Source organism: Verrucomicrobiota bacterium, assembly GCA_038744685.1.
Taxonomy (GTDB): domain Bacteria; phylum Verrucomicrobiota; class Verrucomicrobiia; order Opitutales; family Puniceicoccaceae; genus Puniceicoccus.
In genome coordinates this window covers 25,013-47,441 of the sequence record JBCDMB010000013.1, presented here as the reverse complement: position 1 = coordinate 47,441, position 22,429 = coordinate 25,013, and the positions used below count along the sequence as shown (strand labels likewise).

Here is a 22,429-nt window from a genome sequence, read left to right as displayed (position 1 = left end):
GTTGGCGGCGCTTTGCGAGCAAAGGCCCTACGTTTGGTCCGTTCAGGATTTGTTTTTGTAGGGCTCGTGCTTGCCGTTTCGACGAGCTCACGGCCCTGAGCAGAGCCGAAGGGTACGACGCCGTGCGGACTGCTGGCGGACATCGAGGACGATGTCCCTCCATCGGTCAGAAACAAGTCAGGCTTCAACCCTTCACCAAAGTTCATCTTATGTTGCGAGTTATCCTAACGATTAGCGTCGCGTTCTGCGGTCTCGTTGAGGGCCGGGAGTCGAATTACCAAGTCGACGACAAGTATAAGGTCGATGGTGCCTACCGGGGCCGTTTTACGCCTCCGGCAGAGTATGTCCTCAGCGGACAGTTTTACGAAGACATGGGTCCGTTGCCGGATTCTCCGTGGTATTATCGCACCTACGAAGAGGGTTATCGTCAGGGCGTGATGTCTCCAGTGCCGCCGCCGGGTGTCCATCCCCGGGTGCTAATGGGGATGGAGGATATCGAAAGAATCCGTGAGAAAATCAGGCTCGGGGAGGACGCTCCGCGCTACTTTCAAATTCTCCTCAACTGGGCACAGAACCAACGGCCTGATTTAGTCAGCCGGTCCTTCATGGCGCTGGTCATGGAGGATGAAGAGGCGGGTCGCGCGTGTGTGGATGAGTTGATCGCGTTGGCGAAGGAGCAGGAACCGATGATTGATTTACTCAACAACCATCCGGTTTTTGCCGGAATCCGGGACAATTACTACTACTGGTGTCGCTCAGAGATCGTCAGCGTCGGCGGAGTCCCTTACAAGCGTGCCTACCGCGAGGGTGGGGCGGATCGCATCCGTGAACTGGCCGAGATCAGCATCGAGACCAACGCGGAGCATCACTTCCAGGTGCTACCAGACACGTCGGGCCACGTAAAAGCGAACGACTACTACGCTTACGACTATCTGCATGGCTTCATGACCGAGGAGGAGCGTGAATACATTAAAAGCATCCTGCGCAAGATCACCTACGGTCGCTATACCTCCGGAATGGATATGCCCGGTCATTGGTTCATCAACAACCACATGAGCATGAGCTACGATCTTGTGCTGGCGGCCTTGTGTCTCGAAGGGCAGGAGGGGTTCGACGAGCGGGTGGTCCGCGAGGCATCCAAGGCCTTGCGCAACCAGCTCACCTACTACATCTCCAGCGATGGCCTCCTTTACGAGAAAAAGAAAGGGTTTGTGCCTGAGCGGCCTCTTCTGGCGATCACCAGACGGCTCGAGTATCCTCTCCTCAGTCACAACCACCTTTACAATATGGTCCTGGCAAAGGCCATGGATTCCGTGAATGTCTACTGGCGCTACAATGAGCTGCGCAATCACCAGGAGATTGCTGACTTTGGCAAAGGCTTTGAGGAGCCGAGAATCTGGTATATGGGCTTCGCCAGTGGTCCCTGGATGGACTCCTTCTTTAACGTGGCCTTCATCATGAAGTTTGTCTACCCCGACGATCCCATCGTCGACTACTACTACAAAAGCCGCATGCAAACCCAGGGTTTGGGACCGCCGGATGCAACGGGTCCTCTTCCGGCGCCGCGCATCCGTTACAGCTTTCCAGAGATCAGCCTCCTGACCGCAGTCTCAGGTTTCAAAAACAGTGACGGTGAGGTCGTCAATTACGATAAAACCGGCTTGCCGGAGGAGCTGACAGAGCGCACCGCTCCCTGGGTGGATATGCAACGCGGTGTGGTTCAGGCGCGGGCCTCCTGGGACAAGGATGCCCTGATGGTCCATTACGAAGCTCGGAGCGACATCTACGCCGCCGGGCATGAAGGTCCAGAAGCGGGAGACTTCAGCCTTTACGCCAACGGTATGGAGTGGAGCGGTTGGCGGAAATGGTACTTGGACTCCTATTTCCGCAACGCGGTATTGATCGATGGGAAGGCTGGTATTTATTCTCCCACCGCCGCGAAGCTAATGGAGGTAACCGATACCCCGCATGGCGTGACCATGGTTTCGGACAACACGGACCAGTACAATTGGCGAAAGTGGGAAAAGAACATGCACCTTTGGGCTGGCAAGATCTCAGAAGCTCTGGATGGTTATCTCTACGATGGATATACCAGCGAATTCCAGGACCGCGATTGGGAGATCCCGTTTCAGCCGCACATGCGTGAGTACATTGAAGGCTTTGCCAGTCTGGATTGGGGGAATTGGCATGGGGAAACGAGGGGCACTGAGATGTATGGTCGCTGGAACGATATCGACCATGCCTTTCGCACACTCCATCTTGCCAAAGGCGACCCTGCTGTAAACGAGGGTAAAGGTTATCCCTACCTGCTGGTCATTGATGACATTCGCAAGGATGATCAACAGCGCCAATACGACTGGGTGATGCAGCTCGCGGACGACATTGTCCTCTGGAAGGGTGAGTCGGGCGTGGGAACCCGCGATACAGGCATTGAAAAAGGTGAGATTAGCCAGACTGATCTTTACCTTTGCTCGGCAGAGGTACCGATCGCGGAAAAGCGGAGAGGCTTACCCGTGGTCAATCGCCAAGTGAGAACAGGAGACCCCCTTCTATTGGTTCGGGTGCTCCACCGCAATAGCACCTTCTCCTTCCCTCAGCCCGCCTACGAGGCGAATTACAGCCATCCGCGGATCAAGGTGCCAGCGACCGCGGTCGAACCGGAGTTCCGAATCCTGCTTTATCCTCATCGCCACGGAGATCCCATTCCCATCACGGTGTGGAATGAAGATCGCAGCGAGCTGAAGGTGATGATTGATCGACAGGTCGACTTCTACGATTTCGGGAAGACCGATCGTGAGCGGTCCACTCTGGCGGTGACCCGCAGAGGCGACCTCCAGCAGATCGTGTCCGCAGGTCCCGAGACTCCGAAGTTGGTCAGTAGCTTGGGCTGGCAGGCTGATTGGAACGAGGAAGATGAGATCCGCGAGATCTCTTTCAGTCAAGCTGCGCATGCCGCGCTGGACCTTCCGCCATTGACTCAAGCCTACCGCTATACGCTGGACGGTAGCGAGCCGAGCGAAGACTCTCCTCTCTACACGGAGCCGGTCAAGATCGACGAAAGCCGTGTGTTCAAAGCCAAGGCGTTTGCCGACACCTGGCCCTTCGCTGACTCGAATGCCTCGGAGACGCTGACCGTTCAATTTAGCAAAGAAACCCCGGAAAAAGCTCTTCTACTTCCACCGGGCACTGTTCCAGGACTGACCTGCGAGGTTTTCGAGATCCATCGTACTATCTTCGATGAGAAAAATGGCATCTTTACCGGGAAGAAGAACATGCTGCCCCCGCTGGCGGAGCATCAACCGCTGGCTACCTTTCATACCGACGGTGCAGAGATCCCCCTAGTCATAGAACGAGACCTTCCCCGAACGGAAATGGCCACCGGATACTTTTTTTTCAGCGGGTTTCTCTTCGCGCCCGAAACGGGTGACTACGCCTTCAAGCTGAACTCGTGTGGTCCTGTTCAGCTTTCGATTGGTAAGAAGCAATTGATCGGCGTCACGCTTCCCTACGGTCTTTCGCAAAAAGACCGTTTTGGACAAGTGTCTCTTGAGGGAGGATGGCATCCCTTTGAGATGGTGGTCTCCGATCCCATCTTCTGGAAAGCGGGTGACGCGGAGCCTTACGAAACTACCTTAGGAATGATGACTCCGGGTGATTCTCAATACCATCCGATCGAAGCCGATTTCTTTGCTACGCTCAAAACGGCCCATGTGAGCGAAGTCGAAGTGGCTGAGGTGCCGTCTTCCTCGGCTGTGACTGTTGGCCGGATCGAACCTGGCTTGTTCGCGGAATGGTTTCCCGAGGGGGCAACCGAGCCGTCCTTAGTATCGCTGGCTTCAGTTCCGATTGACGATCCCATTGAAGGCAAAAGTGTCCGATTCAGTGGCTATCTGAAGCTCCGTGAATCCGGCCTTTATACTTTTATGACCGATGGAGGCGGCGAAAACGAACTGAGGATCGGCGACGAGATCGTCTGTAAGGTGGAACCGGGTAGCACCGTCGATGAAGGGAGTATCGAGTTGGATGCCGGTACTCACCCCATCACCCTGACGGTGATGAGTGGCACCTCGGAGATTGAAATCATCACGCCGACTCGCAGCGGAGCCGAGAGCATTCCGGCAAGTTTCTTCTGGCACAATCCGGAGGAAGTCGACGTTCCCGAAGACTTACACTACGGTTTGATTATTCATCAACCGTTTGACGAACTGAACGGCGAGATTCTTCCACTCGCTGTTGGGGAGGGTGCAACTGCGTTGGGCTACAACGGTCGAATCTTTGATGATCCGGAGCGAGGAAAGGTCTACCAGCCGGGCTACCTGAATTATGGGGAATACGCGAAAACCTACGACCTGCATATCGCCGACATTCCCCGCAATCGTCATGATCGCAGTATTTCTTTCTGGTTTAAACCGATGAACGAAAGAGGTCGATACACGCTGCTCCGGGGCAGACACTTGCGCCACGTGCACTTCAATCGGGTCGCATTGGATCGTGGTAAGATGGGAATGCACGCCTCTCCTGGGAATACTCCGAATTTGACATCGGACATCAAGTTTGGGGAATGGAACCATCTCGTTCTCGTTTATGAAGGTGGCATCAATCGATGGTATCTGAATGGGGAGTTCATCGGCATCGCAGAAGACACCAACTCGACTTACAAAGACCTGTTTGGATTCAGTGGCGACGATGATATCTATGTGGATGATTTAAAAGTCTATGATCGTCCTCTGTCCCAAGAAGAAGTGCTGTTGCTTTTCGAGGAATAGAAGCCATCTCGGGTAGGGCTCGTGCTTGTCACGATGCCGCCTCCCATTTTTTAAGTAACGTTTCTTTTGGATAACGCGAACTGCCATTTGCAAGCAAAGACCTTAGGGTTGAACAGCGTGATATTTTTCGCGACGCGATCTCTTCACTCCTCCCAACGCGGAACTTCAATCAGATCCTGAAGGTTGTATTCAGTTTCAATCCATCTGCTGGGAGGAAAGCGTCCGTCAATAAGACTTTGCTGGAATTGAGGATTGTAGGTCTCGGAAACGATCCAACCCGGCCAAACCCTTTCTGGATCAACAAGCCCCTGTCGGTAGGGATTCAGAAATATGTAGAAAGCGAAGGGTTCCGTTGTCTGCTCGGCACGAAGCCGGTGATCAAAGTAGTTTGCCTGCCATCTTAGATTCGCTGCTAGGAGTACCCCCCCGCGTTTTCGTCTTCAGTTTTTGGACACATTGAGACAGAGAAAGGCGATCCTGAAGAAGGACTAGAAGATGAAGGTGATCTGGAAGAACCGTTCCACAAAGGAGATTGAAGTAACAGTCCTTTTGCATCAACAAAAGAACCCCGTGAATCCGCGAGAAAACCTGAGGTTGGTTAAGCCCATTCTTTCGATGATGGGTAACCAGGGTCAGGAAATAGCGTGATCCAGCAGTGGACAGACGGCCCTTTCGAAGTTTTTTGGTCTTTCGTCTCGGAAAAGAAGATTCTTCTTCGGGAGGTCGTTCCACGGAAGGAAGGATCGGCGACGCACGCGGCGCTTTGCAAGTAAAGGCCCTACGTTGAAGATTGTCTCCGCCCTGTAGGGCTCGTGCTCGACACGATGCCGCGGCTGCTGGTGAGCCTTTCGCTGTTCTGGTTAGGCTCGGTGAAGAATCCCTACCGGGTTATCCTGAGGCCAAATCAATTTCGAGCTGCCCTCTGAATCTGCTTCAAAGCGATAGGCAATCGTTTCTTTAGACGCGGGGAAAGTGATTCTCCACTGTGTCTCCGATTGTTGATTCAATCTTTGAGTCCTCTCCAAAGCGGACCCATTTAGCTCATACCAAATACAGCGGACCTCAGAGATCCTTTTCTCTGAGAGGACAGAGACATCGATGCTTACCTCTCGATCCGCAGGCCAGTAGGTGGGTGGACTACAGACTTTGATTTTTGGTTTCCCAAGGTATTCCTGGATAGGAGAGGGGAGATCGGTTCCGTTCAATCCGGTCTTATTCATCAAAGCCATGAGCTCGTCTCCTTTACTCAAAACGTAAGGGAGCATCCTCGGATTCGTCATCAGGTTCGTGATCATTCCAAGCGCCCCCGTTGAATCGGCCGATTCAATGAGTCTGGTGGCTGCTTGGGTGAAAGAGTTCAGACACTTCGCGTAGGCTTCAACTGCACTTTCAACCGACCCGTGATCCTCTAACGCCTCCATCTTCGTCTTTAACGTGAAGAGATGAAAACAGGTTTCGGCCAAGTGCTGTTCCTGCGCAAACATACCCAGCCAGTAGTCCAGCCGTGCAGCGTGGACAGGATGCTCGATGGTAGGGAGTTCTCCAACCAGCTTTCTGAGCGAACGGAAAGCACGAAAGACGTTTGTCTCTGTCGTCAGACTGTCGTGAAGAAGGTTTGTCGGGCAGCCGTTTTCAAGGAGTTCGATCTGGTTGCTGTCCCATTCGGAGAAAATGGTCCCTATTGACTCTGCGGCTTCGGGGCCAAATTCGTGGAGGGCAAAGTCTTGGTAAAACGAGCGTGTGCTGATCTCCCGGGGATGCATGCTATACTCGTCGCGGGCCTCCGGGGTTGACTCAATTACAGGCTCATCCAGCCCATTACCCCACGTAGCCCTAGCCATCGACCGAACAACTGGATCGACTTCATGCGTTCTCCAATGGAGCCCCAGCAAGCCTCTGCAGCCTGCATCTTTCGCATCTTTGACATCATGCAGCATTCGTCCGGCCTCCAGTTGAATCGCTTGCATGCCCTTGTAGGCATCGGACTCAAGCCAAGGGATTGCCCATATTTCACGTCCTTTGAAATCCGGGTAGGACGGGTCAATCGGAGTGAAACCCATCTGACGGAAAAGGGAACTCATAGGAATGTGCTTGGGTATATCCTGATGCAACCGCGCCCGGTTTCCTGCTGGCCCCATGACCCATCCAGAGACCGCTAGTTGAAACGGTCTTCCCAATTCGTCCAGCACTTGATCGGCAATGAGGATTTCCTCGACCACCATCTGGTACTCTTCTTCCGAGTTGCCGTCCCATGTCCAGGACTCGGGTGTCCAGAGCCAGAAGTAATCGAGAGGATGAGTTCTTCGAATACGCTCAAAGATGCCGCGGTAATACTTGCCCTTTTCTTCTTTGGTCAGGGGTCCGACCCGGCCGAGGATTCGTTCTGGCACTCGAAGAGGGACTTCGATGCCAAGGCCGACTTCAATTCCCAGTGCATGGGCCCACTCGAAAGCCTCTGCCAGAAAAGATCCCATCCGGTTGAACAAGGCGCAGCAGTCTTTGTTGGATTTAGGACTGGGGGCAAAATCCTGCATCACTTCGGAACTCCATAGGCTCTCCGGAAAGAGGGCGTTGGCACCGAAGGGAAATTTCTTTGTATCTGCTGGTTCAATACTTCCCCAAATGCGGTGAAGTCCGGTGTTGTAGAGAGAGGCTGGATAGGCTCGGTTTACCGTCCCGTTTTCTTCGATCATCGACTCTTCTCCGATCCAGACCCACGGCTCGGCATCGAATGCTCTTCCTTCAGGAGTTCGCTTTGTATTCGAGTAATGAAGACCTTCCGGGTAGCAGTGCAGGGTGAAGAAGTTCATTTGCAGTTTCGCCATCTGGGCGAAGAAGCGACGAAAATCTGCCTTGCTCCACGCATCCAGCCCGAAGGAATGAGCCCCCCAGGTATTCAGGCCGCGCTTTTCGAAAACAGGATAATCCTCAATTGCTGGATTCTTCGGCACGCGAAGGGTTTCACCGGTAGGCAAAACATCTCCATGAAGACTGAACCGAAGACCCCACTCTTCGAGGTAACGATAGACTCCATATAGGAGTCCGACAGGGCTGTTCCCTAAGATTTCATGACATTCGATCGAATCTTCGGAATGAGAGGAAATCGTGTAGCCCTCTCGGGATTCAGCCGTTCGGTCCTTTACCAGAAGCTGAATCTTCAGGGTAGTCTGAGGAAGGTCATTCGGTTCTTCAAAAACGGATTGAAGGATCACTTGGAGATAATTCTGCAGTTCTTCTTCCGCGAAACTTTCGAGAAGTGTCTGACGCTTGGTTTTGGTAACTAAAAACTTCATGTTGGGGAAATAGGGTCTGCGGCCTCACTTCCGAGAATTCAAGACATTGAATACGCAAGACTGATCGTTTTTACGTAGATCTACGAGAGTAGCTTCCGGCGGATTTAGGAATCAGAGGCTTCGATGCGCCTTTATGTTTTGCGGGTTTTTGCGCAGTTTTTCGGTAATCCATTCGTGTACTCGATTAAAGTAAGCGGTTTTATTGTGTCTCTCCCCTTTTTAATGACGACTGAAACCTCTACAATACACGTATCGATCCACGGCGATGACTCATCGGTCGGATCTTCTGATGCACCACTGAGAACGATTTCCGCTGCTGCCCAAAAGGCCCAGCCTGGAGATACGGTCCTCATCCATTCGGGTATCTACCGGGAGGAGATCGACCCACCGCGCGGCGGGACTTCTGATAGTGAGCGAATTACCTACGCAGCGGCGGACGGGGAAGAGGTAGAAATCCGTGGGTCGGAAGTGATAGAAGGTTGGGAGTATGTCTCGGACGAGGTCTGGACGACGCGGGTTCCCAATTCGCTCTTTGGGGATTTCAACCCGTACGCAGATTTGATTCGCGGGGATTGGTTTCGACCGGGCAATAGAGAGCATCACACGGGTGCTGTGTATTTTGACGGACAGTGGCTGACTGAAGCTGCCAATAAGGACTCTTTGACTGAATCTGCGGAAACCGCGGGTCACTGGATTGCTTCCGTTGACGGCGATTACACGACATTTTGGGCGCACTTCAACGGGGAAGACCCGAACCAAGGATTGACTGAAATCAATGTGCGCCAGGCGGTGTTTTACCCGCGTAAGACTGGCATCAACTATTTGACAGTTCGCGGTCTGGGTTTGCGGCATGCGGCGACGAATTGGGCACCACCTACTGCTGAGCAAGTCGGGGCCATCGGAACGAACTGGAGCAAGGGATGGATCATCGAAGACAATGTGATCTCCCACTCAAGATCTACGGGGGTTACCCTTGGGAAATACGGTGATGAGTTTGACAACACCTCCGCGAACACCGCTGAGGGGTACGACGTTACGATCGCGCGGGCTCTTGAAAACGGATGGGATCGCAGCCAGATCGGAAGCCACGTTGTGCGCAACAACCACATTTCCTTCTGTGAGCAAGCGGGGATTGTCGGCAGTCTTGGAGCGGTCTTCTGTGAGGTGACCGGAAACACCATTCACGACATCCATGTGCAGCGGCTTTTCACCGGCGATGAGCAGGCGGGTATCAAGTTTCACGCACCGATTGATACTCTGATCGCTGGGAATCGTATCTTTCGCACCTTCCGAGCGATGTGGATGGATTGGATGACCCAAGGCACCCGAATCACTGGGAACCTGTGTTACGATAGTTACGAACAGGACCTTTTTATCGAGGTCGATCACGGACCTTTCATGGTCGACCACAATGTCTTTCTATCGGATTGGTCGATCATGAATTGGTCGGAAGGGACCGCCTTTGTGCACAATCTCTTTGGCGGGCGGATCATCGGGGAGTCTGTTCTCAAGCGGTTTACGCCCTACCATGAGGAGCACTCCACGGCTTTAGCTGGTTCGATCAACATCGTCGGTGGTGACGAGCGATTCTACAACAATCTCCTTGTGGACCGGAAAGGGATGGAAAAACACCTTACGAAGATCCGCCCTTGCGGTGACGATCAGGGATGGAATGGGGTGAATGAATCGGAAACCTTCCCCTCTTACGCAGGTGGCAACGCTTTCCTGGCGAGCAGCCCGGGATTGGTAGAGTCTGATGAAGGGTTTTTCCTGGAATTCGACGACGCCGGGATCACTGAGACCACCGACTTCGTGAGCGGCATTGATTCTGATAGGTTAGGCCTGTCCAAAATTACCGGGCTACCCTATGTCAACGTAGACGGGAAACCGTTTTCCTTTACCTCTCCAGTGGCTGGTCCTTTTGAGTCCTTACCCACAGCTAATAAACGGGTCTCTGTTCCCGGCTTCAATGTTGCCGAAATACGTGCTTAAAACCGTCGTAAATGCTCAGGTAGGTCTTCAATTTCTGGGTCTCGACGCCGCTTAATCGTAATCGTGCTCCTAATCGTAATCGACACCTTAAGCACTAAGCAATTCCGATCATCATTTCGATCGTGATTATGAATTTCGTTCGGGTGTCTCCTTGTTGAAATCAGCCATTTAGGCGTCCTTCCGCCGTTTCCGAACAATAACCCCAAAAATCCCGCCATGTCTTTTTCTCGTATTCTTCAGATTTCGTCCGCGTGCGTTTTTGCGGTCCTCACCGCAGCCGATACGCCGGAGAGACTATCGGATCCCGACGCTTTTGCTCAGAGTATGCCGCAGCTCAGTGAGCAGCGGGACTGGAAGGAGTTTGCGACGGAAGAGGAGATTGCTCTCTTTGAGGGACCGGAGCACGAGTGGCCGACAGTTCCTCTGGAGGACTACGACTACGAAGGCTTTGATGAGTCCATTCTCGGCTCACCCGTGCCGCCCCCTGGCATCCATCCCCGTATTCTGTTTAGTCCGGAAGATATACCGATGCTCAAGGAGCGGCTCGAGGAAAACGAGATGGGGAAGATCGCGCTTTGGTATACCCAGTATGTTCTGGACCGAACGCTCTTTGATCCTGAGTCCGACGACGGAAAGCAGTATGCCAAGCTCGTGTCCGGCGATCTCGATGGGCTGGAATGGAGCGAAGAAGAATATGTAACGGAGGATTCATTTTTCTCACCAAAGCACATTTTTAAAGGCTACAAGCCTTCTTGGAGTTTCACCATTCACAAAGGTTACCTGACTCGTCTCTTCAATGGAGCGGCTTTGCTTGCCCACTTCAACGGAGATGACGAACTGGGGCGCGACCTAGCGAAAGCGACGGCGAATTACTGGAAGTTGCGGGAGCCCTTGATCGATGATTACATCGAGAATTCGGTGGTGTACGGGTATCGGGGTCCGGACGAGTGGCGGGGCATGCATTCTCTGGTCGGTAACTTCACACTGGCTCAGAACTATGACCTTCTCGCTCCCTGGATGACCGAGGACGAGAAGGAGATCATGCGCCGAGTCATCGGTAAGGCGACCAGCGGACGAAGGGGTTATGGGACGAACGGGCCGACCCGATGGTTCGATACGAACTGGCACACTTGGGACTTGGCCCACGTTTTGACCACCCTTTCCATTGAAGGGGAAGAAGGTTACGATCCGGAGGTCGTTGAAAATGCCGTGCCCTATGTAGAAGCGTTTTTGACTTGGGGCATCAACGACCAGGGCAATATCTTCGAGCCGAACGGAAAGATTGGTGCTGGCTTACAGCATCAGATTCTAACCATGGTGGCTCTCGCCAGAAGGGAGATGGGCCCCAATCTATTCGGCCACCCGCACCTCAGAAAGTTGAGCGACGCCCAGGCTCAGATCGTGGTGCCCCAAGGAGGATTCGCTGTCAGTAACGGCACCTGGGCTCACTATCGTTTTGATGACCCCCACTTCATGCTGGCTTTCTACCCCGAGGATGAGTCCTACCACTGGCTGGGGGTTCAATTCGCTTCCGAAAGAGACATTGTCCCGTTTGAAACCTATCGGTCGGAAATGCTAGCTGGGAAGCGCAACTACCGCAGAGGATCGGAAGCGAGCAACTTCCTCTCGATGGATAACCTCTATTTCTTTACGGACGCTCAGCCCGAAACCGATTCGAAAGGGAATGAGAAGCCGAAGTGGGATCGAGAGCACTTGGACCTATCCACCACTTTTATCGATGAGGATCGCGGGACTATGGTGGTCCGAACATCTGGGGATAGAGATGCTCTCTTTCTCTTCTTCGAGGCACGGCAGGACCTGGTTCATCTTGGCCACAATCAATTCAATCAAGGAGGCTTCTATCTCGCGGCGGATGGTGTGATGTGGGGGATGACGGGTGACCCTCAGCAAAAACAGTCAAGCCTCGATAGCATACCCCGTATCGATGGCGAAGGTTATGGTAACGAGCAGTACTCCGGGGCGGTCAAAGTGGATTTTCTCGGTGCCGTCGACGGTAAGATCCTAACCATGGCAACCGCAGACGTGAAGAACGCCTGGGACTATGAATGGACCGCGCCTTTTCATTTCACTTGGAACTATCCCTACGCTGAGAAATGGGAGTTATCGGTGGATACCGATCCCGAGATTGTGAAGTTCTTTAAAGGCACCCAAAACTGGAAATCGCGCTTGTGGGACCACAGTTACTATCAGATGAACTGGGGCCCCACCATGCGGATAAAAGGTCGCCCGGTTGAGTACGCTTATCGGAGTGCCGGAGTCGTTCACGGCGACTATCCTTACGTGTTAGTGATGGATGACTTGAAGATGGATGACGAAGTCCGGCGGTATGACTGGATCATGCAACTACCTCTATCGGTCCGTGCAATAGATCGTAAGGGCGCTGAAGGCGTTGTTTTGATGCAGGAGACCGCCGAGACCATTCGACCCTTTGATCAACGGGGGCGCGACTATAACCTTGATCGACCAGTGAAGGGTGCTCCGTTACTTTTGGTCGTTCCACTCGGGGGCAAGGTAATCGCGGCTTACGACCCTACCAAGTATGAAGAAGATACAATCAATCAGGCGGTCGAGATTTCCGTGAATCAGGAGATGTATCACAACCGAAGAGGTCAGCTCAAAAGCACGAAGGCTCTCTCGATCGGCAGGGACGGAAAGGAAATGAATTCCAAAGTCCTCCTGATCCCCCATCGCGCGGGTGATGAACTACCTACCATTACCTATTCCGAAGAAACTGGAGAGGCGATTCTCCAATGGAACCGGCAAACCGATCGGTTGATTTTCACGAAAGAAAACAACCGAACGAGAGTCACTGTCGAACGTGTAATCGACGGGGTAAAGCAGAGCGAGGAATCTTTGTGAGTTCTCCAGTGACTAGGCATTTTCGGAGGAAGCGGAGAAAGTTAATTACTTTGAAGATGATCCGCGGTGTCCACGTAGGGCTCGTGCTTGCACGATGCCGTCAGGGTTTCTAGCAGACGCTTCCTCATGGTGATGCTGGCGGCGCTTTGCAAGCAAAGGCCCTACGCTGATATCGATTTCTCCCAGTAGGGCTTCCCGTTTGCCGTTTCTACGACCTCAAGGCCCGGAGTGAAGCCGAAGGGCACGACACCATGTCCTATTCCGGTAACAGTTCGATCTTCAGTATCCAAGCATGGGAGCATGGTTTCTTTTCTGGAAGGAGAATTATCAAGCCTCTCTCACCATAAACGTTCTCGTCACCGCGTCGAATGTACTCCACCGGACCGTGACCCAAGAGCTCAACGGACTTGAGCAATCGGGTATCATTGAGGTGCCGGAGTGATTCGATTTGGATTCGACCGTTATCCGGCCAACCGAGGATACAAGCATAGAGCGCATCGCCTTTTTGCGTGAATCGAATGTCACGAGCGGTGAACTTTTTCTTTTTATCCTCAGCAAAAAGGCCCGATTCCAATCGAGTGGGTCCCTCGCCGTAAATGTGCCACGGTCTCGTGCCATAAATGCCCTCTCCGTTCACGTCCATCCAACGACCTATTTCCTCGGCGATCCAAATCTCCTCGTCGTCGAGGGTCCCATCGGGCTTGAGCGGGAAGTTGAGAAGAAGATTTCCGTTCTTGCTCACGATATCGACGAGCATGGAAATGACCTCTCCCGGAGACTTGTATTCGATTTCGGATTTGTAATACCAGCCACCGATGCAGGTGTCCGTTTGCCAAGGATTGAGATGAATGTCATCGACTACGCCTCTTTCGACATCGAGGACACCAATCCCTTCGCGATATTCGCCGTGGTATCCGACTCGCTCCAGGTGTTTATGATCCTTCAAAGCATAGACGGCCTCCAGGCGGCCTTTGCTGGCGAGGTTCTGATTGTAAAACTCGGCCATCACTTCGAGGCCGATCTTGCCAAACGGAATCGCACCATCGGTGTAGAAAAGATCCGGCTCATATTGTTTGATCAGATCAATCATTCGATCCTGCCAATGTCGCATCCAAGTTTCGGGCGCTGACTGCGGATAGGACGGGGAGGAGTCGCCGTGTTTTTCCAGGTAAAAGTCTTGGTAGGCAGGGTCGTTACCGTCATACGGGACACCCTTGAAAGGGCCGTAGGTATCGGAGCCTTTGTTCGTGTTGAACCAACTCCAGGTCCTCTCGAGGTGTTCGGTGACTCCAAACTTCAGGCCGACGGAGCGAGTGGCTTCTGCGAAAAGGCCCACGATGTCCTTTCCGGGTCCGACGTTCACTGAATTCCACGCATGATGCTTTGAATCCCAGCAGTCGAAGTTGTCGTGATGGGCTCCGCAGGTATAGACATACTTCGCACCTGCGCGGCAATACAGATCTACGAGGTTCTCCGGATCGAATTTCTCGGCTTTCCAGAGCCTGACCAGATCCTTGTAGCCGAACTTCGACGGATGTCCATATACGCGACAGTGATGCAGATTCTGGGGATTTCCCTGGAGATACATGTTTCGCGCATACCAATCTCCAATCATCGGAACCGATTGTGGCCCCCAATGAGCCCAGATACCAAATTTCGCATCGCGGAACCACTCCGGACATTTGTATTGCTGTAGAGACTCCCGGGTCGGGTCAAACTTCAGCGGAGTGCCGGGAGTTCGCGGAGATTGGGTATTCATGTTTGGCCCGTCGCTTCTTTGATTTCAGCGATGCACTCCTTGACGACCTGATAAACCGCTTTTTCGTCATATTGGTTATCCAGTAATCCGTAGGCGAAAGTGCCGCTGCCCCGGTTGTACCAACGCCAGTGCATTGGCACCCGGACATCCATGAGAGCCCAAGGGACGTAGCCGATGATTTCCGGACAGCTTGCCATGGCTTCATAAGCCTCGCGGAGAATGGTTGCATGTCTTTCAGGATGTCCCAAATCAGATGCGGTTCTACCTTCAGGAGATTCCTCTGTTGTAGACATCGATCCGAACTCGGTGATCATGAGCGGCTTGTTGTAGGGTTTGAGCATCTCGACCAACTTGTCGGTAGCCGTCGGATTATCTCCAGGATTGTTGACGTAGAGATTTGCTCCAAGAATATCGAGTAGTTCGTAGAATGCGTCGGGGTGACCTGGATGCCAGTCCTCTCCTTTGATGGCGGTATCAAAAGCATCTCCGGCATCCGGCTGCCATTTACTTTTGGTTGTCTTGCGATAACCGGAATCGGCGGAGCTGATCAATCGGCTCGGATCGAGTTCTCGCACCAGTTTCGTCGCTTCGACCCAGTAGGGATAGTTTCCGCCTGCTAAGTCACTGTGCGATCCCATTGGCGAGCCATCGCCTGCACATTCGTTGGAGACTGACCAGATAATCAACGAAGCGCGGTTCCAGTCGCGGACAATCATCTCCCGTAGCATACCGAGAGCATACCCGAGTTGGGGCTCTTCGTGTACGTGGGTCAGCCAGTAGACGGGAACCTCTTCCCACCAAAGCATCCCGGCCTTGTCCATGGCTCGGGCAAAATCATCGGCGTAAGGGTAGTGGGCACAGCGCAGGAAGTTGCATCCCAAGTTGCGTGCCCGCTCCAACATCAACTGGATTCCTTCAGGGGTTGCCGCACGTCCTGTTTCAGGAAATTCGGAATGAACCGCCACTCCGTAAAGGTGCAATTCCTTTCCGTTGAGGAAGACCTGTCGTCCGTCTCTGCGAATCTCGCGATAGCCGATCTCGTCTTCGAGGTTCTCGAAGGGAGTGCTCAGTTTCGTTCGGTAGAGCTTGGGGTCTTCAGGGGACCACAAACGAGTCTTCTCCCGATCCAATTCGAAGGTATGGGTAGCTTTGCCGTTCACCGGCACTTCGATGAGAGCCTCCAGATTGAGCTCGGGTATGGCCATCGTTATCGGAAGGGTCGCTCCTTCATTTGGATCGGCGTAGGACCGGGCATCGACCTCTACCTCAATGGATACAGAATCGCCAAGCAGTTTTGTGCTCGTGCGAAAGTTATGGATATGAATTTTAGGAACGAATATCAGAGACACTTTGCCGGTAATGCCACCATCATTGTTCCAGTCACAGCGGATGCCGGGCACTCGATCCTCCCTCATAAAATTGTCCACGAGAACGAAAAGCCGATTCTTTTTCGAAAGGAGATTGGTGACTCTCATTTGGAAGGGGCTGTAACCCCAATCATGGTCCCCAACATGTTTGCCGTTGAGATAAATCTCGGAGCGATACGTAACCCCATCGAAACACAAAAAGGCCTCCATGTCCTCCGGGACCTTATCCAGTTCAAAGTCTTTCACGTAGTTGGCGTGGCCGTCATACCACTTCAGCTCTTCAAACTCCTTCTTCCAAGTGCTTGGGACATTTGTGTCCCATAATCCTTCAATATTGAAACAGGGGAAGAAGCTCGTGTTATCCCCCTCTTTGAGCCACCATTTTTGCTGGCGGCAGCGCTGGTAAGGGTCCGGATTGAACTTCCAGACACCGTTTAAATCGAAGGTGTCTCGGTTGTGGGTGAACATCGAGCTATTTCACACTAGTTAGGTGTGACTAAAAGAACGGTTTTGGGAAAAATGATCACGAAATCCGCAAGAACTAGTGGAGGCCATACCAGTTTCTTCGGTCCCCACGCGAAGGAAGCGGTTCGATTGAAGGTTGGACTGATGGCGGGCAAAACTGGGCGGTTTGCCCTTTCTGCAAATTGAAAACAAGGAGGCCATTATCCGTTCTTGGAAACGGTTCGTTCTTCCCGTCTACCGTGAAAGTCATCCCCTCAAAATTACTGGCCAAGACTTTGCACGTTGATCCTGCTCGGCTCGCTATAACCAGCCAATGCAGCTTCGAACGTTTCCACTCCGAACTGACGTCGAAACCGCCTTCCGCTGAAAGTCTATGGAAGACAGCACTGGTCCACTCCGAGGGCATCGCTGGGAAGGGGCGAATGATGCCACCCCAACTTTGAAGGAGCATATCGTGAACACACTGTGCCGCCGAGAGAGGCGACTCCAGACAGGGCCCCCACTCGCCGTAGAGACTATTGGCATGAACCCGATCATAGCTGATAAACCCTCTCAGATAGCGGAGAGCGTCATCACCATTTCCGATGGCGGCTGAGAGGGAAGCGAGCGCCGTCCAGGTGTAAGCAGAGAAGCCGTCCCAGTGTCCTGTTCTGTCGTATTCAGCTTGGTTGATGGTGTAAAAATGCTGAATCGATCTTTCGATCTGCGCCCGTGATTCGGGTTGCTCCCTGGTAACTTCGAACAAGGGATACACCTGCAAGAGGTGCGAGGAATGGCGATGGGCGCGGTCGAAAGAAGCGTCTCGCCCAATCCGAAAGCCGTTTTTATCGACCGCGTAGCCGGGCAAACGATCCAACACGTCTTTCCAGTATGGGCGTTTTGCATCATCGGTCGGCGCCAACTCGAGCAGAGTCTTCAGGCCCCATTTGAGAAGCGCCAGATCGTAGGTCGCATCGGTGGTTGCGCCGAATTCGGGACTAAAGGTCTCCATGAGGTGAAGGAGGCCATCGTCCTCTTCCTGTAAAAGGTGGCAAACGTAGGTGACCGCACCGCGCAAAAGTGGAACGAGTCGCTCGTTCATTAACTCGGCATCCATCGAGTGACGACCGTGCAGCCACACGCAATGCAGTGCCCAAATCAGATTTCCACAGGATCCTTTGTGCAAATCGCGCTGATCCATATCCCACGGGTTGTCGAGATCACTACCCGTCGCCAACCCGACCCAGTAGGCGCCCTCCTGCCACTCAACCGGACGGATATTCTTTCGAAGGTTTTCCCGGCAGGTCCAAAGCGAATGGATCAAAGACTCCGCTAGTTCAAACCGGTTGGAAACGTAGTAGGGGAGGTAGGTCAGTTGGACGTTGAGATTCCAAGTGATGTAGGGCCAGGCGGATGGCGTCTGCCAAATTCCAGCGGTGTCGGCCATCGGATAGTGACCGCGGGTCGCCGAGGCCATCTTGTAGACCTGTGTCCAGTAAACGGTCTCGACCTGTTCGTCCGGCAGACTGACGAAACTCTTTGGGTAGTAGTTGGCCCACCATTCTAAGTGAGATCGTTCCCAGTCTTCCGTAAACTCCTTTTCCAACCAATTTCTCGCCTGTGTCTCGGCCGCGCCCAACTCTGCCTTGTGCCAGACACTGTTTTTGGGAAACGACTTACACACGCTAATGAGCAGTCGCTCGTCTTCTGTTTTCCAGGCAACTGCGTGTTGCCCTCCACCGAGCAAATCCTGAACAGAGGTAGTGACTGGACCGGAACGCGTGATGCTAGCTGACGGATTCGGAGTCCATCTCTTGATCCGGCGAGAGACTCGGTAGTTCTCCATGTAAGCATCCACTAATTCCTCCGTCGTTGGAGGGTCGGGACGGGTCGGTTCGGCCTTCGCCGGAGCCCATCGCCACGCGCTCGCATCGGCTCCCTTTACCTCACAAGAGATTATCGGATCATGGGTATGGACGAAGAGCTTAATCTCATAGTCGCCGATTTTTCCCACAAGTGTTGCCCTGTAGAGATCAAGACGAAGATTGCAGGCGTTCGGATCTCCCTTGAGCGGAAAGTAAAACGAGCCGACCTGAAGGCGCGAACGCGTATACCCGACGTAGCCGTACTCAAAGTCGCGATGATCTTCGATATCGCCACGAAAGACTTGCAAACGGAGTTCTCCCTCTTCGGTCCAAAGCATGCAACCCACCATCCCGTTTCCCAACCAAGCTCCTTCAAACTCGTTTTGGGGAGGGCGAGTCCAAAACATATCATGTCTGGAAAGGAACGCGGGCCAGTCTATGTCAACTTTCACCAAAGAAGCCTAGATGTCATGGGAGAAATGGAGAAGTGCGCAAAAGCGAAAAACCAGAGGAACTTGTTCTAGATTATGATGCATTTCTGTCGGACTCGTGCACGACGCCTTGCAGATTCAGGGTAGACGTAGCCGCCAACACAAGAGGCACTCTACAAGCAGAGGCCCTACGTTAGAAAAACGTGTAGGGCTCGTGCTTGCACGATGCCGCGCGAATTTCTGGCACCCGTTTCTTGATAACGCGAACGGCCGTACGGTCGAACAGTCATTTCCTTCGCGACACGATCTCTTCACTTCTTCCTACCCTGGACTTCAATCAGATCCTGAAAGTTGGATTCACTTTCAACCCAGCTGCTAGGAGGAAAGAGTCCATCAATCAGACTTTGCTGGAAGTGAGGCCGATAACTTTCGGAACCAATCCAACCCGCCCAAACGCTTTCTGGATCAATGAGTTTCTTTCGGTAGGGATTCAGAAAAATATAGAAAGCGAAGGGTTCATTTGTCTGCTCAGCACGAAGTCGATGGTCAAAGTAGTTTGCCTGCCATCGAAGGTTAGCTGCGAGGAGCACTCTTCGCGTTTTTGTCTTCAGTTTTTGGACACATTGAGACAGAGAAAGCCGATCTTGAAGAAGGACCAAGAGATGAAGGTGATCCGGCATGACCGTTCCACAAAGCAGATCGAAGTCACCTTCCTTCTGCATCAGAAACAGAACTTCCCGAATCCGTGAGAGAATTTGAGGATGGTCGAGTCCGCTCTTTCGATGATGGGCAACGAGGGTCAGGAAATAGCGTGATCCAGCGGTGGACAGACGGCCCTTTCGAAGTCTTTTGGTCTTTCGACTCGGAAAAGAAGGTCCTTCTTCGGGAAGTCGTTCCATGGAAGGAAGAATGGGTGTCGCAGGCGGCACTTTGCAAGCAAAGGCCCTACATTGGAAATCGTTCACGGCTTGTAGGGCTCGTGCTCGCGCGATGCCGCGCAGTCTTCTGGTAAACGTTAACTTTGGACGACGCAGAACGCCATTTGCAAGCAGAGGCACTACGGTGGCATCGATACGCGTCTCTGTAGGGCTCGACCTCGTGTCGACGCCGCGCGTTTCTAGGATAGACGCAAGAGGCCCTACGATGGCAAAGGAGACTTCTCCCCTAGAACCCGATCGCTGCTCCGCCATCAACTGGTAACAACACGCCTGATACAAAACGCGCGGCCGGGCTGCAGAGATAAACGGCGGCCCAACCGATATCGGAAGGGTCGCCAAAACGCTCCATCGGAGTACGACTCAGAATCTTATTCGTGCGTTCAGTATCGCCGCCAATGGCCTTACGTAGCATTGGAGTCTCGATCCAGCCAGGGGCGATGGCGTTGACTCGGATTCCGTCTTTGGCGACCTCTGCGGTGAGGGACCGGGTCATTCCGACCAGAGCACTCTTGGCAGCTGAGTAAGCGGTAACCGAAGGCATGCCTATAATCGCACTCATTGAGGCCGTAAAGAGAATGTTGCCGTGGTGGCGTTCCAACATGGCGGGTAGGGCAGCGCGAGTGAGAGCTTGGGCGGCACTAACGTGCGTCTGCATGACTGCAGCAAATTTCTCGGGAGTGGTTTCATGGGCCGGTTTTTTCAAGTGCACGCCCGCATTGTTAATCAGGATGCTGACGTCCCCGGCTTCTTGTATGAGAGTATCGGCCCTGCCCAAGTCAGTCACGTCATGAACGAGATAACTCGCTCGGTTTCCGAGACCGTCAACGGCTTCAGACAGAGTCGTTTCGTTCCGTCCGACAATAACGACCTTTGCACCCGAATGAACGAAGCACTCAGCCATCCCATAGCCCAAGCCACTACCGCCACCGGTAATGAGGGCCGTTTCGCCTTCGAGTGTAAATGGGTTAGGTGGATTCATGGTTGTTCTTAGGCCATTTTTAAAAAAAAAGGGATGGCGTTCGTCCAACATTGAACGTTGAACATCCAACGCTGAAATAGGACGTTCGAAGTTCAACGTTTAACGTTCGCTTCATCTTCAAATCTATTTCCTCTTACTCTCGGCAACCGGCTTCCAAGCTCGGGATGTCCTGATGTTTGTAAGGAATGAAATACTCGCGGTGGCCGATAGCCTCTGGCTTACTCGGCTCTCCGGCGGCAATCGAGACGATCAGCTCAATAAGTTCTTCTGCAGCATCGTCCAAGCTGATTTCGCCAGTGAGAACGCGACCAGCATCGAAGTCCATATCCTCCTTCATCCGTGCGTAGGTTCGACTGTTTCCGGTGATTTTGACCAACGGCGATATCGGACTACCGATTACACTGCCGCGCCCGGTTACGAAAAGGACAATCTGTGCTCCAGATGAGATCAAATCCATCAAACCTTCAGAATCGTTAGGGTTGGTGTAGCCAAACTGCATGAAATGCTCGTCGGGCACGCTATCCATGAGCCAGAGGCCTGCGTGAGAAGGACTCTGTGACACTTTGATGATCCCCTCGATAGGGTGGCTTCCGCTCTTAGCGAAGGCTCCGAGACTCTTTTCCTCGATCGTCGTCAACCCCCCTGCAAAGTTCCCCGGCGATGCGGAGTATTGGCGGACATCCCGACAATACCTCTCAGCCTTCGCATAGGTGTGAGCGAGTTGTTTGCGCACTTCAGGGTTCTTTGCTCGAGAAAGCAAGATATCCTTCAGGCCGATTTGCTCGACAATTTCCTCAAAAAGCGCCTGGCCTCCTGTTTCGATGAGTCGGTCAAACATACGCCCGACGACTGGATTTCCGGCCAAACCCGAAGTCGCATCTGAACCACCACACTCGCAGCCGATCAAGAGATCTCCGAGTCCCATCGGCACCTTTTCTAATTGAGCCTCAGATTCCTGCTGTAGTCGGTGCAAATCCTCCTTGCCTTTCAAGATGCTAGACCGGGTGCCGCCGTGATCCTGGATGAAAAAATGGTCGGAGGGCCTTCCCGATTTTTCAACGATTCGGGCGATTCTGGCTGGCTGTGTGTATTCGCACCCAAGCCCAACAGAGAGGACCGCGCCGACGTTTGGATGACGAGCCAGCGCCAGGAGCATGCGGATGGCATAGGCGTTATCATAGCATCCGGAAAATCCGATTACGTGCGCGCTGTCTTCCCCGTGGGCGATCCCTTCGGCAACGAATTTAGCACACTCGACGGTGTAGATGACGAGGGTGATGTTACGGACGCCCTTGCGTCCGTCGAGACGCCGGTAGCCCGTCCACTGAAGATCTGGAAAACTCTTAGACATAATCGATATCAGAAGGAGCACCTGATTCGGTATCCAAGTGGTTGGAGCGCTCGTCATAGTTGCTCCCACAGTTATGCAGGTGTATCCATTCTCCCGCAGCAATAGGTCGGGTGGCATGACCTATCGGCATGCCGTATTTTACTACGGCTGAATCCTTCGATATCGGTCTCAAAGCCAATTTGTGTTCCGCTCGAATGTCTTCAATGGCGATCAGGCACTTCATGTTCGAATCCCCAACAAATAAAATTCTTTCGCCTTTACGGATAGATTCCAATGCTGTTGCAGTATTGTCTCGTCGATCGATTACGAATGCCTTTACCGGTGTTTCTGCCTCAGATGTCATGGTCTCTTACCGATTTTGAGT

At 53.0% G+C, this 22,429-nt stretch carries 11 protein-coding genes; 3 read left to right on the top strand and 8 right to left on the bottom strand.

Annotation, left to right across the window (positions count from 1 at the left end; all coding sequences use genetic code 11):
• Positions 1-209 precede the first annotated feature (209 nt).
• Positions 210-4,766 (top strand): LamG-like jellyroll fold domain-containing protein, encoded by a 4,557-nt coding sequence (locus AAGJ81_09240; protein ID MEM0966316.1) that lies wholly within the window; start codon positions 210-212, stop codon positions 4,764-4,766.
• Positions 4,767-5,626: 860 nt separating this feature from the next.
• Here AAGJ81_09240 and AAGJ81_09235 read toward each other — a convergent pair.
• On the bottom strand, positions 5,627-8,059 hold the full coding sequence (locus AAGJ81_09235; GenBank protein MEM0966315.1) for a hypothetical protein: 2,433 nt from the start codon (positions 8,057-8,059) through the stop codon (positions 5,627-5,629).
• A gap of 123 nt (positions 8,060-8,182) precedes the next feature.
• On the opposite strand from AAGJ81_09235, the gene AAGJ81_09230 reads away from it, so the two are divergent.
• Positions 8,183-10,051, top strand: a complete 1,869-nt coding sequence (locus tag AAGJ81_09230; protein MEM0966314.1) for a right-handed parallel beta-helix repeat-containing protein — start codon at positions 8,183-8,185, stop codon at positions 10,049-10,051.
• A gap of 216 nt (positions 10,052-10,267) precedes the next feature.
• Positions 10,268-12,931, top strand: coding sequence for a hypothetical protein (locus AAGJ81_09225; GenBank protein MEM0966313.1), 2,664 nt, complete (start codon positions 10,268-10,270; stop codon positions 12,929-12,931).
• 256 nt (positions 12,932-13,187) lie between these two features.
• Here the strand turns inward: AAGJ81_09225 and AAGJ81_09220 are convergent, their stop codons facing one another.
• The 7 genes from AAGJ81_09220 to AAGJ81_09190 form a co-directional block, all read right to left on the bottom strand.
• A complete protein-coding gene (locus AAGJ81_09220; GenBank protein MEM0966312.1) occupies positions 13,188-14,690 on the bottom strand; it encodes an alpha-L-fucosidase in 1,503 nt (500 codons plus the stop codon).
• Positions 14,687-16,525, bottom strand: coding sequence for a glycoside hydrolase family 2 TIM barrel-domain containing protein (locus AAGJ81_09215; GenBank protein MEM0966311.1), 1,839 nt, complete (start codon positions 16,523-16,525; stop codon positions 14,687-14,689). The genes AAGJ81_09220 and AAGJ81_09215 overlap by 4 nt, the downstream gene beginning before the upstream one ends.
• A gap of 73 nt (positions 16,526-16,598) precedes the next feature.
• Positions 16,599-18,773, bottom strand: coding sequence for a glycoside hydrolase family 95-like protein (locus AAGJ81_09210; protein ID MEM0966310.1), 2,175 nt, complete (start codon positions 18,771-18,773; stop codon positions 16,599-16,601).
• 335 nt (positions 18,774-19,108) lie between these two features.
• Positions 19,109-19,696 carry a transposase gene (locus AAGJ81_09205; protein ID MEM0966309.1) on the bottom strand — a complete coding sequence of 196 codons (588 nt, stop codon included), beginning with the start codon at positions 19,694-19,696 and terminating at the stop codon, positions 19,109-19,111.
• Between the two features lie 265 nt (positions 19,697-19,961).
• Positions 19,962-20,714 (bottom strand): SDR family oxidoreductase, encoded by a 753-nt coding sequence (locus tag AAGJ81_09200; protein MEM0966308.1) that lies wholly within the window; start codon positions 20,712-20,714, stop codon positions 19,962-19,964.
• 133 nt (positions 20,715-20,847) lie between these two features.
• Complete coding sequence (locus AAGJ81_09195) at positions 20,848-22,065, bottom strand: UxaA family hydrolase (protein MEM0966307.1); 1,218 nt, start codon at positions 22,063-22,065, stop codon at positions 20,848-20,850.
• Positions 22,058-22,408 carry a UxaA family hydrolase gene (locus AAGJ81_09190; protein ID MEM0966306.1) on the bottom strand — a complete coding sequence of 117 codons (351 nt, stop codon included), beginning with the start codon at positions 22,406-22,408 and terminating at the stop codon, positions 22,058-22,060. Before AAGJ81_09190 ends, AAGJ81_09195 begins: the two co-directional genes overlap by 8 nt.
• Positions 22,409-22,429: the final 21 nt, after the last annotated feature.

Bases quoted from the DNA above. Each gene is read 5' to 3' on its own strand.
- AAGJ81_09240 (MEM0966316.1), top strand. From the start codon at position 210: ATGTTGCGAGTTATCCTAACGATTAGCGTCGCGTTCTGCGGTCTCGTT.
- AAGJ81_09235 (MEM0966315.1), bottom strand. From the start codon at position 8,059: ATGAAGTTTTTAGTTACCAAAACCAAGCGTCAGACACTTCTCGAAAGT.
- AAGJ81_09230 (MEM0966314.1), top strand. From the start codon at position 8,183: ATGCGCCTTTATGTTTTGCGGGTTTTTGCGCAGTTTTTCGGTAATCCA.
- AAGJ81_09225 (MEM0966313.1), top strand. From the start codon at position 10,268: ATGTCTTTTTCTCGTATTCTTCAGATTTCGTCCGCGTGCGTTTTTGCG.
- AAGJ81_09220 (MEM0966312.1), bottom strand. From the start codon at position 14,690: ATGAATACCCAATCTCCGCGAACTCCCGGCACTCCGCTGAAGTTTGAC.
- AAGJ81_09215 (MEM0966311.1), bottom strand. From the start codon at position 16,525: ATGTTCACCCACAACCGAGACACCTTCGATTTAAACGGTGTCTGGAAG.
- AAGJ81_09210 (MEM0966310.1), bottom strand. From the start codon at position 18,773: ATGTTTTGGACTCGCCCTCCCCAAAACGAGTTTGAAGGAGCTTGGTTG.
- AAGJ81_09205 (MEM0966309.1), bottom strand. From the start codon at position 19,696: ATGGAACGACTTCCCGAAGAAGGACCTTCTTTTCCGAGTCGAAAGACC.
- AAGJ81_09200 (MEM0966308.1), bottom strand. From the start codon at position 20,714: ATGAATCCACCTAACCCATTTACACTCGAAGGCGAAACGGCCCTCATT.
- AAGJ81_09195 (MEM0966307.1), bottom strand. From the start codon at position 22,065: ATGTCTAAGAGTTTTCCAGATCTTCAGTGGACGGGCTACCGGCGTCTC.
- AAGJ81_09190 (MEM0966306.1), bottom strand. From the start codon at position 22,408: ATGACATCTGAGGCAGAAACACCGGTAAAGGCATTCGTAATCGATCGA.